The following is a 12,467-nucleotide window of genomic DNA, read 5'->3' on the forward strand; positions in this document are numbered from 1 at the left end:
TGTTATAGTCAATATGAATTTAACTTATTAGTTACATTTAATATGTAGCAATAGGTAAAGGCATACAACAACAATTGGAGCACACAATCCATGGCCAATCATGCATTATTAAATAATGTTGAACATCAGCATTTAAAAATAAACCCTGCACGCAGCACACACCTAGGTGATGGGGTTTGGTATAGCGAAACATTTGTGAGCGAATTTAGAGTCGCTCAAGCACATTACCCAATATTTTTTACCAAAGACGATACAACAAATACATTTTCGCCGGTGTGTTTGTACGGCATAAATAAAGACGAAAACTTATTTTTAGTAAACCAGCAATGGCAAGCACACTATATTCCACTAAGTATGCAGCGACTGCCTTTTGCTATCGCGACTCAAAATACAATGCAAAACGGTGTGGCAACGCAAGAGCGCATGCTTAGCATTGATTTAGACTCGCCAAAAGTGTCAACAAAGCAGGGTATTAACTTATTTTTAGAACACGGCGGGAATAGCGATTACCTCGAAAACATAATAAATGTGCTCGACAACTTGCATCATGGTTTACAAGAAAATCAGCCATTTATTAAAACTTTGATTAAACATGGTTTGCTTGAATCAGTATCGCTAGAGCTTGATTTAGTAAACGGGCTTAAACATAACTTACTTGGTTTTTATACCATCAACGAAGACTCACTTAACCAGCTAAGTAGCGATGCAATTGCAGAGCTGCATTCACAAGGGTATTTAGCGTGTATATACATGATCATTGCATCGCAAGTACATGTGCGTGATTTAGTGGCGCTTAAAAACGAGCAACTTAAGCTACAAAAGCACGCGGTATAAGTGCTTAACAATGGGAAATTTATCAAATAATATTCAAACGCTAAGTGGCTTAACTCCCAGCACGTTACCCAAGGAGCTTTTAAACTCACCTGTGCCTATTGTACTAAAAGGGTTTGTGAGCGATTGGCCCCTCGTTATTGCTGCTAAAAAGTCAGACAGTGCAGCGATTGATTATTTAGCGCCGTTTTACGAAGGTTTTTTAGTTAATACTTGCACAATACCCGCCAGTCAAAGCGGGGTTGTAGGGTATAACCCCGATATGAGCGGTTTTAATTTTACTAATCAGCAAGCGGAATTTATCAATACGCTTGAGCAAATAACGCAAACTGCTAATAACCCACAAGCAGACACCTTATACATTGGCTCTACTAGTATTGCACAGTGCTTACCTGGTTTGGTTAAACACTGCCTCGTTAACGCATTAAACGAAGGCTGTTTATTTAATGTATGGGCAGGCGGAAAGGTTACCGTACCAGCACATTACGACGTAGCGCAAAATTTAGCATGTTGCGTTGCAGGTAAAAGGCGTTTTACTTTATTTGCCCCCGATCAAATAGATAATTTATATATAGGCCCGCTTGATAAAGCACCCGGTGGCCAGCCAATAAGTTTAACCACTACTACAGCGCCTAATTTCACAAAATACCCTAAATTTAAACAAGCTATAAAAGCAGCAATAACTGTTGATTTGGAAGCGGGCGATGCGCTTATTTTACCCAGCATGTGGTGGCACCAAGTACAGGGGCTTGGCAGTCTAAATATACTGTTTAATTATTGGTTTAAAAATACCCCTGCGGTGTATGGACAACCTACTAATGCACTTCACCTTGCTATTTTAAATATACGTAATTTACCAAAGCATGAGCGCGCCGCATGGCAACGTTTGTTTAATTACTATGTATTTAACGACAACAAATTTACACATATACCAGAGCCCGCACAGGCTATTTTAACAAAGCCAATGGATGAGCTTACAGCGCGTAAATTAAGAGCCCAATTACAAAATAAATTAAGACGCTAAGCGTACTAGTAAGGTTTGAATTATGAATCAAAATGCAATTAAAAAAATCGTAATAGCAGGTGGCGGCACCGCTGGTTGGATGTGCAGCGCAGCAATGGCAAAGCTGCTAGGTAAAAATATTGAAATATGCTTGGTTGAATCCGATTTAATACCTACTGTAGGGGTCGGGGAGTCAACTATTCCTACGCTGCATATATTTCATGATTTACTAAAAATTAGCGAATCAGAATTTATGGCAGCCACTAATGCCACGTTTAAATTAGGCATATCGTTTGAGGGCTGGAAACAAAACCAGCAAAGCTACTTTCACTCATTTGGTTATGTGGGGCAAGGCTGCTGGGCTGCAGGTTTTCAGCACTTTTGGCTAAAAGGGATGCAACAAGGTGTAGCAGCTGATATTGGCGATTATTGCACAGAGCACGTAGCAAGTCGCTTGGGTAAATTTGCTGTAGTACCGAATCAAGATCGTAACCATGCTTATCAGTTAGATGCCGGTTTGTACGCTAAATTTTTACGAAATTTTGCACAGCAAAACGGCGCTAAACGTATAGAAGGTATGATAAGCAAAGTTAACTTAGAGCCCACTAATGGCTTTATAAAATCGCTTACTTTAGGTGACGGGCAAATTATTGAGGGCGATTTATTTATAGATTGCACCGGCTTTAAAGGTTTATTAATAGAGCAAGCGCTACACACCGGATACGAAGATTGGAGCCATTGGCTCCCGTGCGACAGCGCAGTGGCAGTACAAACCGAATTAGTAAGCCCAATAGTGCCATATACGCGTGCAATGGCACATAAATGTGGTTGGCAGTGGCAAATACCGCTGCAAAGCCGTCGTGGTAATGGCTTAGTGTTTTGTAGTAAATACATGAGCGATGATGAGGCCAAAACAGCGCTACTCAATAACGTAGAAGGCAAACCGATTAATGAGCCGCGCGTTATTAAATACCGCACCGGTACACGGCGTAAACATTGGAACAAAAACTGTGTAGCTATTGGCTTAGCAAGTGGTTTTATTGAGCCGCTTGAATCAACCAGTATTCATTTAATTCAGCAAAGCATTATAAGATTAATGCAAAACATGCCAACCAAAGCAATCGAGTCGTGCTATCAAGATGACTTTAATAACAAAATGCGCTTTGAAGCCGAAAACATTCGCGACTTTATTGTGCTGCATTACCATGTAACACAGCGCACCGACAGCGACTTTTGGCGTTACTGTAAAAACATGCCAATTCCAGAGTCGCTTGCCAAACGCATTGAGCTATTTAAGCAAAGTGGGCATGTTTATAAAGCAGAGCAAGAGCTATTTGGTGAAGCCTCGTGGTTACAAGTGATGTTAGGGCAAGGGCTAGTGCCGCAAAATTATCACCCAATTGTTGATAGCATGAGCGATGATGAGTTAAAGCGATTTTTAGAATCAATAAAAAATCATGTGGCTAAAAAAGCAAATAGCTTACCGAGTCACATTGATTTCATTAATCATTATTGCAAGGCTAAGTAAGCACTATGCTAACACTTGGCAATAATTTACAGCCGCAGTATGAGTTTATAGGGCAAGAGCAAACGCCAATTATTATAATTGACAACTACCTGAGTGAGCCGCAAAAACTTATAAACTTAGCGCAAAGTGCTGATGAAAGTGCTGCCCTAAGTGATGAAAATCATGCGCAAAATCAGGGAGAGTTTAAACCCGACGAACTCACTCAATACCCAGGTTTACGCATGCCGCTGCCAAAGCAATGTGTGGTTGATTACCTAAAGCCGCTTATACAGGGGTTTTATAACGTATTTAATATTGGGCAAACACTTACCCCATACCCAAAAGATAATACCTTATCGTTAATTACTAAAACGGAGCAGCAGCTATCACCAATACAAACCTTGCCACACTTTGATACCAACGATCCTAACTTAATTGCCATTATTCATTACCTTGGCGAAGGCGAGCATGGCGGCACTGGATTTTTTAGGCATAAAAAAACAGGGTTTGAAACAATCAGCACAAAGCGCAAAAACACGTATGTAACACATGCTCAGCAATACCTTGAATTAGATAATACAAAGCCTAGTTATTGCACCACGCAGCACAGTGAGTTTGAGTGCTACAAGCACATAGACTATAAGCCAAATAGGCTTATTGTGTTTCCTGGGTATTTGCTGCACACCAGTTTACTTAATACGCCTACCGATATTTCACCGTGTCCACGAACAGGGCGGCTAACGGCTAATATGTTTGTTCATTTTAAATAGGAATACTATGTCTTTTTCTTTATCTAGATTCGCATATAAAGGTTGGCTATTAAGCTTTGTTGTATTGGCACTGAGTATGGCAACAGTGCAAAAAAGTAATGCTACAGGGTTTGATACCCTCCCTAAAAAGCAATTTAATGTGCTGCTATTTACAAAAACCGCAGGGTGGCACCATAAGTCGCAAACCGAAGGCGTTAAAGCGCTAGAAGGCTTAGCCGATAAGCACTTTTTCAACTTAATTTGGCACGAAGAAAGCCATTATTTTAACGACGATTACTTAAAAAATGTTGATGTAGTAGTGTTTTTATCAACCACAGGCGATATTTTAAACCCAAAAGAGCAAGCCGCGCTTGAGCGATTTGTAAAAGCAGGTAAAGGCTTTGTTGGTATTCATAGCGCATCAGATACCGAATACGACTGGGCGTGGTATCAAAAGCTGGTGGGGCGCACCTTTAACATTCATCCTGTTATTCAAACTGGCGTACTAAGTAAAGTACCTAATACTCGCTTTATTGGCTTAAACCATATGCCGCAGGAAATGCTTTGGACAGACGAGTGGTACGAATTTGGGCCTGAGCTAACTAAGTTAAACTACTTACTCACAGTTGATGAGCAAAGTTACAATCCAACTGCCGATTGGGGTAATAACAAAACAGGCTCAGGTATGGGGGCGTTTCATCCTATTTCGTGGTATCACAATTACGATGGTGGTCGATCATTTTATACAGCCCTTGGACATACTAATGCGGTGTATAAAAGTGAGTTTTTAACCGAGCATATTTATGGCGGAATTTATTGGGCTGCAACGGGTAAAGGGTTAAAAAAGTAGCAATTAATAAATAACCAATAAATACGCTTTTAACACTATTTGTGTCGATTTAGGCTGCTTTTTTAAGCGGCCTTTTATATTTTAAACACTTCTTAAACACCTCACACATTTCATTTAGTTTATAAAATAAACAAATAGTTTTGAGAACCTCTTGATCAAATGGTCAAAAAGACTATATTTAATTTGCACGCTGATATAATTCAAATAAAGAGGATAAACATGAAAGTATTTTTTAAAATAACAACTTTATTGTTAACGCTAATAAGCTATCAATCACTTGCTGCATTTAATAATAACCCATCGAGTGTAGGCGCCGACAGTTCAGGGACATACCGTAACCTCGCACAAGAAATGGGTAAAACAAATATACAGCAAAAAGTGAATAGTACTTTTGACAATATGTTTGGCTATAACAACACACAACAACTTTACTACCCGTACACCGAAAACGGTGTTTATAAAGCACACTACATAAAAGCAATTAACCCAGACGAAGGCGACGATATAAGGACAGAAGGGCAGTCGTGGGGAATGACCGCCGCTGTCATGCTTAATAAACAAGAAGAATTTGATAACCTATGGCGCTTTGCAAAAGCGTATCAAAAAAATCCAGACAATCACCCTGATGCTAAAAAACAAGGCGTTTACGCGTGGAAACTAAAGCTTAATCAAAACGGCTTTGTTTATAAAGTGGATGAGGGCCCCGCTCCCGATGGTGAAGAGTACTTTGCGTTTGCACTACTTAATGCCTCTGCTCGTTGGGGGAATTCTGGTGAGTTTAACTACTACAACGATGCCATTACCATGTTAAACACAATTAAAAATAAGCTGATGGAAAACCAAATAATCCGCTTTTCACCTTACATTGATAACCTAACAGACCCTTCTTATCACATACCTGCGTTTTATGACTACTTTGCAAATAACGTAACTAACCAAGCAGACAAAACTTACTGGCGACAAGTAGCCACAAAAAGTAGAACCTTACTTAAAAACCATTTTACAAAAGTAAGTGGTAGCCCGCATTGGAACTTACCTACATTTTTATCGCGCTTAGATGGCAGCCCTGTTATTGGCTACATTTTTAACGACCAAGCAAACCCAGGTCAATGGTATGAATTTGATGCATGGCGCGTAATTATGAATGTGGGTTTAGACGCGCATTTAATGGGTGCTCAAGCATGGCATAAAAGCGCAGTAAATAAAGCACTGGGCTTTTTAAGTTATGCAAAAACAAACAACAGTAAAAACTGTTACGAGCAAGTGTATTCATACGGTGGAGCGCAAAACAAAGGCTGTGCAGGCGAAGGTCAAAAAGCCGCGAATGCAGTAGCGTTACTTGCTTCAACAAACGCTGGGCAAGCAAATGAGTTTTTTAACGAATTTTGGTCTTTATCGCAACCAACGGGTGATTACCGTTACTATAATGGTTCGTTATATATGTTAGCTATGCTGCATGTATCGGGCAATTTTAAGTTTTATAACAACACGTTTAATTAAAATAACACTACCTAAGTAGCAAAAACCTAAGCGGCAAAAGCTTAGGCAGCAAAAACTTAAATAATAAAAAACCGGTGTAACCAAGTTACACCGGTTTTTGTGCTTAACGAGTGAGCTTAACTTTCTCTTTAATACGTTGCTTAACTAATTTAGCTAATTAGCCAAACCCGCTACTTTTACATCAAGCGTAAACAAGCCCTTAGCGGTGGTTATTAATAACGTTTTGCGATTTTTACCACCAAACGCAAGGTTAGTTACATTAGGGCCAAGTTCAATTTTATCGATAAATGCACCTTCTGGCGTATAAATATTAATAACGCCTTTTTTGTGGCTGCTTACGTAAATATTGCCAGCAGAGTCTACTTTTATGCCATCGGGCGAGGTTACTTTAATAAAGTCTTCGCGCGGTAAAATATCACCGTTCTCATCAATAGTGTATTTGCTGACGCGGTTACTAAAGTCGCCAACATAAAGGGTACGTTGATCGGGCGAGAGCGCAACACCATTGGGCTTTTCAAGAGTAGCGTCAATTAAACTAAGTACGCCTGTATTGCTTAACTTATACACACCGGTATAAGACATTTGCTGAGTGCGTTCGCCTAGTTGCCAATTAGGATCGGTAAAAAATATATCGCCATTTTTATGCATAGTCATATCGTTTGGCGAGCTAAAGCTTAGCCCATCAAATTTATTGACTATTACGGTATTGGTCTTACTTTTTATATTAATTTTAGAAAGCGACTGCGTACTATGGTTAAGCGTATAGAGGTTCTGCCCTTTGGCATACAAGCCGTTTGTACCACTGTGTTTTAAATAAGTGGTGAGGGTATTGGGCAGCACTAATTTATAAATGGTCGAATCAGGGCCAAGTGCTTGCGAGCTAGCAAAGTTCATTTCTGAAAAATAAAACGCATTGTCTTGGCTTGACCACGTTGGGCCTTCTAAAAATAATAAATTGTCACTAACAAGTGTGGGTGTTACGCCCTTTATTAATGGCGACTGCTCATTGCTTTGGCTGTTTACAGCGTTTAACAAAGGTGTATTTTCAGGTTGTTGTGCCAGCGCTGCTTTATTAAAACAGAGCATTAATACAACTAAGCTTAGCGTTTTTTTGTGTGTTTTTAGCATAGACGTTTACTCAGGTTTGTTTAATTTATAATTAATGGTCATTTTGACTATATCATTTATTTTTTTCGTTGTATGATATTTATCGAAAATAATAACGATTCAACGGAGCACACACATGCATAAAAAACACACACTCAACCTGCTTTTACTTGCAGGGTCATTAAGCGTAAGCGCTGCACAAGCCCAAGCCCTTAAAAACACCTTTGCAGACTCATTTAAAATGGGGGTTGCTGTAAATCAAGATATAGTGACAGGCAAAAACGCAGCCGCGCAGTCAATTATTGCTAAGCAATTTAATACAGTCACCCTAGAAAACGCCATGAAAGCAGAAGTAATTTACCCACAGCAAGGTAAGGTCGATTTTAGTGGTGCAGATGCGTTTATAGATTTTGCCAAGCAAAATAATATGTTTACCGTAGCCCACACCTTAGTGTGGCATAACCAAACGCCTGACTGGTTTTTTACAAATAGCAAAAATGAGCCAAATACCCCAGCAGAGCAGTTAGAGCAAATGCGCAAACACATAGAGCTTGTAGCAGGGCGCTATAAAAACAAAGTAGATGCATGGGACGTAGTTAACGAAGTGATTGCTGATGACGGCTCTTATCGCCCAACTGTGTGGGTTAACCGCGTAGGTGATGGCGATACCATGGTAAAAGCCGCATTTAAATACGCCCAGCAGTATTCACCTAATACCGAGCTTTACTACAATGACTTTAATGCATGGCGACCAGAAAAAAGAGACGGCATTATACGTATGATCAAAATGCTGCAAAAAGAAGGTATTCGAATCGACGGCATTGGCATACAAGCGCACTGGGGGCTTAACTTTCCTAAAATGCAATATATTGAACAAGCTATTGACGCCTACGCTGCGCTGGGTATAAAAGTGATGATCACTGAGCTTGATATAGACGTGCTGCCTTTAACAAAAGAAGGGCAGATTACCGGCACCGATATGATGAAACCACAGTTTCAGTTAGAAGAGTTTGAAACCTACCTCGACCCATACAAAAATGGCTTGCCAAGCGACGTAGAAGCGCAACTAAACGCCCGTTATAAAGCCTTGTTTGAACTGTTTTACGCAAAGCGCGACAAGATAGACCGCGTAACCTTTTGGGGATTACACGATGGTATGTCGTGGAAAAACGACTACCCAATCCCAAACAGAACAAACTACCCATTACTATGGGATCGTAATTTAAACCCTAAGCCAGTTATTAAAACCATTGCTGAAGTAGTTCAGTAAACTGAATTGTGTAGTCAAAGCCGAGTATTTTTAAATACTCGGCTTTTTTTTGGGGAATTTTCACAAAGAGAAAAGAATGAGAAGAAAATGAGAAGTGCCCCATGACTTTAAAGCATCATGATAAGAAAAAAGAGCTCAAAGTTTATAACTAGCAATACGTTATAATATTTGTTACTAATGTAGGAAATCATTAAAAGAATATATTTTTAAGAGTAAACAAAAAATTTATTTATAGATTATAAGTTAAAAGGATTTATATGGCTCGTTTAACACCTCAGACAAATGTTTTGAGAGCACTCTTCGCAAGATCGGGGAATCAATGTGCTTTCCCTGGCTGTACACAGCCAATGATGAATAATAAAAATAAATTTATTGGTCAAGTTTGCCACATTCAAGCTGCAATGATGGGTGGTGAACGTTTTAATGTCGAGAGCGATGATGAATTTCGCCGAAGTTATGAGAATCTACTAATTCTATGTTACCCGCACCATATTGAAACAGACGATGTAGACTTATATCCAGTTGAAAGACTCATTCAAATAAAAAATGAACATGAACAGATATTTGAAAAAGATAATTTCAAAATTGACGAAGCTGAGCTTGTAAAACTTGCTCATGATATGGAAACGTATTGGAAAAATGTAAAGCGATTAAATAATATTGATCACATATATGCTGATACTGGTTTAGCAATTGCAGTTGATGGGGATAATAATTTTTCTCAAATTATCAGTCGGGTTTATGATGCAGTAGACGAGATTAGGAATTTGCTCAAACATTTTCATGATAGTGATGAAAATCTTCAAAGCGAATTTGAATCTCTTTTAATAAAAGTTGGGATGGACAAAGAATTATTAGAAGAGATACCGTATTACGAGAATCCTTTTATAAATCGAAATTGGGAATATCATAATCTAGGTTCAACAAATTGGTTGCAACGACTTAGAATTGATCTAGTTCATATTGAAGTCAAATTTTTAGAGGAATATTTAAAAACTAACAGCAATGATCTTATTGCTAAAGCTAGTTTTGAAGAAGCAAAAGAGCACTTAAAAGAGTTTGCAAATACTGCTATCTATATTGACTAAAATCTAAAGATGGTTGCTTCATATATGTTCGAGAATTAAACGGTAAATATTATTCAAGTAATTATAATAAAACACAGCCTGTTCTTAAACAGGCTGTTTTGTTTTCCTCTAAAAGCGAAGCGTCTCTTAACCTCTTTGTGCATAATTCACTTAGTCTATTTCACTAAAAAACTACTTAGCCTGATACCTCACTACTACAAATTTAAGCGGCACATCGCCGTTGTTATAAATGCCGTGTACGTCATTAGGGGCTGCAAATAAAATATCCCCAGTATGAGCTGGCTGGCTTTTGCCATTAAGCGTCCACGTTCCTGAACCCTCGATAATCATTAAATATTCTTCATCAGGGTGCTGGTGGGCAGGGTGTATTTCGTTATTAGGTTTAATAACCGCAACGCCCGTAATAGCGCCTTTGGTGAGTGGTGTATCGCCATAAAAGTAAGTATGAAAATCGCCGCCTTCGTAGTGAGTAATGTGCGCGTCTTTTTGACTCACAATAGCTGATGTAAGTTGTGTGGGTTTATCTGCTGCGTTTACAGGCAATGCAATGGTGGCTGCGGTTGTAAGTAATACGCCGGTTACACAATGTTTAACTGTTAAATGATTCATGGTTGTTATCCTTATTATTTAGCGCTTAGGTTAATTAAATAAACCCAGTCGTTATTATGTGTGTTGGGTGGTGTTGCCAGTTGTGTACTCGTTGAGGTATTTACACAAAAGCGTTTGCCGTTTATGTAGTCGTTAGTTCGTGGGTTAAACCAGTTGAGGGTATAACACGCGTTTGGTAATGTGACCTGAGCTTGGCTTGCGTTACTAAAATAAAATAAGTAAAACGTTGAGTTATCACTTAACGCCCAGCCTGTTTTTGTAAGCTCTGGGGTTGGTTTAAGCTTTGTAAAAGGCACGTATTTTTGAAAAAACGCAACAGCGTTGGTCATCGCTAAATAGTAATCTTTGTATGGCGTTAAATCTTGTTCAACAAGGTCGCCGCCACCGCCTAAATAAAACTCAATACCTGCGCCACCTGCCATAAATGTGGCCCACACATTGCTGTTACGCCACGTATCAACATTGTTTGCATACTCGTAAATATAGGCTTCGTCCATGGTGATCACCCACGGGTGAGGGTTGCTTTGAGTAAGCTGGCGGTACTTTAAAACATCGCCGTAAGTGGTGTTAGTTTTAAGTTCACCTTGTAAGCTTGCCCCTGTGTATGCGGGGTAGCCCAAAATGTTGTCGTTTGGTTTATCGTAAATGTGGTAGTCGAGCGACGGGCCGTTATGTATCACAATATGCTCAGGATAGTAGGTGAGTGATTGAAAGTAATCGGCAAATTGCTTTCTTTGTTTTGTGGTATTAGCTTTTTGTTGTTTATCGTCGCCGCTTGGATCTTGCCAGCCGTTTTCTTCGCCTATATTCCACGTGGTTGCTAAATGATAGCCAAAGCGGGCAAATAACTCGCGATAGTAAATTTTACGACTAACAGCAAAGTCGTTTTTAAGCTGGCTTTCGTTCCATTCAAACAGTGATTCGTTTTCGGTTTCGCTCATTACAAAGTGAGTCATTATGCCTTTTTGCTGCATGTGGCTAAATACAATATCCCACTGAGCTAATTTAGATACATCGTAGCGTGTGGTTTGGGTTTTGCTAAGCCATGGCCAAACTTGGTCGCCATCGCCGTAGGCGTTCATAGTTAAAAAGTAATACGCGTTAATGTTAAGCGACGCTAAATAATTTATTAGCCCAATAATGCCTTTAGAAGATTGATGAGTACTGTTATCAGTCTCTGTATTGGTTGTTTGCCATGTAGGGTCACTATTTTGCCAATGCTTTATATGCGCTTGGTAGTTACGCTTTGTGGGAGTGGCATCAAACCCTGAAAAGCCAAGCAGCACTTCGGGGCTGTTAGCCCCTGCTTTTAAAAAGTACTCTTTTGAGCCATTAAACTGCAAATAAGGTTTATTAACGTATTCAAGCTTACCTTTGCTTTTAAAGTCTTTACTGCTGGATGATTTAGTGGCGGCGGTAACATTAAACTCGCCTGTTTGTTTATCAAAAAATCCGGCTGATTGCTCATTTGTAACAGTATTTAATGGCACGCTTGCGATATTACTACCTTCAACAAATGAGAGTGTATAGCGCCATTTGCCAAGCTCGTTGGGCGAAAACAAAACCTGCCATTTGTTGCCTGCTGTTGCATGTGTTTGAGCAGTGTTTGCATCGGCTGCATAATATCCAGGTACTGTATATTGCTTATTAGTGGGGCTGGTAAATGTGGCGTCTAAGCGGTAATCGGTAAAAGGGTTAGGCGTGGCAAGCTCGCTGGTGTGCGGGCCTTCAAGGGTTAAGCTTAATTTATGCCAAATAGGCACGTGAGTGCTGGTTTGATCTGCTCGAATTAGGGCGCTGAATATAAATGAGGCGAAAAATGCGCTAATTAAAAGAAGCCGTTTTATTGTTATTTTTTTCATGTGTGTCCTTGCTAATTTTGTTGCTAGTAAAGTGTGTGATTAAGGAATGTGTACTGTGTTATTTTTGTTCAGTCTATTTCAATAAAACGTT

The 12,467-nt window shown here is 39.4% G+C and carries 11 protein-coding genes; 8 read left to right on the top strand and 3 right to left on the bottom strand.

The features are described from left to right. Positions 1-90 precede the first annotated feature (90 nt). The 6 genes from QMA08_RS00255 to QMA08_RS00280 all read left to right on the top strand — a co-directional run bounded on the left by QMA08_RS00255 (position 91) and on the right by QMA08_RS00280 (position 6,440). Positions 91-834: a SapC family protein gene (locus QMA08_RS00255; RefSeq protein ID WP_290173303.1), complete on the top strand. Its 744-nt coding sequence runs from the start codon at positions 91-93 to the stop codon at positions 832-834. A gap of 10 nt (positions 835-844) precedes the next feature. Next, positions 845-1,855: a cupin-like domain-containing protein gene (locus QMA08_RS00260; protein ID WP_290173304.1), complete on the top strand. Its 1,011-nt coding sequence runs from the start codon at positions 845-847 to the stop codon at positions 1,853-1,855. Positions 1,856-1,877: 22 nt separating this feature from the next. Beyond that, entirely contained in the window at positions 1,878-3,362 is a 1,485-nt protein-coding gene (locus tag QMA08_RS00265; RefSeq protein ID WP_290173305.1) for a tryptophan halogenase family protein, read from the top strand. A gap of 5 nt (positions 3,363-3,367) precedes the next feature. Further along, on the top strand, positions 3,368-4,111 hold the full coding sequence (locus QMA08_RS00270) for a DUF6445 family protein (protein WP_290173306.1): 744 nt from the start codon (positions 3,368-3,370) through the stop codon (positions 4,109-4,111). A 7-nt stretch (positions 4,112-4,118) separates the two neighbouring features. Further along, positions 4,119-4,940, top strand: coding sequence for a ThuA domain-containing protein (locus QMA08_RS00275; protein WP_182672185.1), 822 nt, complete (start codon positions 4,119-4,121; stop codon positions 4,938-4,940). 219 nt (positions 4,941-5,159) lie between these two features. Then, positions 5,160-6,440, top strand: a complete 1,281-nt coding sequence (locus QMA08_RS00280) for a glycosyl hydrolase family 8 (RefSeq protein ID WP_290173307.1) — start codon at positions 5,160-5,162, stop codon at positions 6,438-6,440. A gap of 153 nt (positions 6,441-6,593) precedes the next feature. On the opposite strand, the gene QMA08_RS00285 is transcribed toward QMA08_RS00280, so the two are convergent. Then, on the bottom strand, positions 6,594-7,568 hold the full coding sequence (locus QMA08_RS00285; protein ID WP_290173308.1) for an SMP-30/gluconolactonase/LRE family protein: 975 nt from the start codon (positions 7,566-7,568) through the stop codon (positions 6,594-6,596). A 115-nt stretch (positions 7,569-7,683) separates the two neighbouring features. On the opposite strand from QMA08_RS00285, the gene QMA08_RS00290 reads away from it, so the two are divergent. Together QMA08_RS00290 and QMA08_RS00295 are read left to right on the top strand one after the other, a co-directional pair. Next, positions 7,684-8,817 carry an endo-1,4-beta-xylanase gene (locus QMA08_RS00290; protein WP_290173309.1) on the top strand — a complete coding sequence of 378 codons (1,134 nt, stop codon included), beginning with the start codon at positions 7,684-7,686 and terminating at the stop codon, positions 8,815-8,817. Positions 8,818-9,074: 257 nt separating this feature from the next. Continuing rightward, entirely contained in the window at positions 9,075-9,905 is an 831-nt protein-coding gene (locus QMA08_RS00295) for a hypothetical protein (protein ID WP_101163895.1), read from the top strand. 171 nt (positions 9,906-10,076) lie between these two features. On the opposite strand, the gene QMA08_RS00300 is transcribed toward QMA08_RS00295, so the two are convergent. Beyond that, positions 10,077-10,514 (bottom strand): cupin domain-containing protein, encoded by a 438-nt coding sequence (locus tag QMA08_RS00300; RefSeq protein WP_290173310.1) that lies wholly within the window; start codon positions 10,512-10,514, stop codon positions 10,077-10,079. Positions 10,515-10,528: 14 nt separating this feature from the next. Continuing rightward, positions 10,529-12,376 (bottom strand): DUF5060 domain-containing protein, encoded by a 1,848-nt coding sequence (locus QMA08_RS00305; RefSeq protein ID WP_290173311.1) that lies wholly within the window; start codon positions 12,374-12,376, stop codon positions 10,529-10,531. Positions 12,377-12,467: the final 91 nt, after the last annotated feature.

This window comes from Pseudoalteromonas sp. APC 3355, from assembly GCF_030407615.1.
Classification (GTDB): Bacteria; Pseudomonadota; Gammaproteobacteria; order Enterobacterales; family Alteromonadaceae; genus Pseudoalteromonas; species Pseudoalteromonas distincta.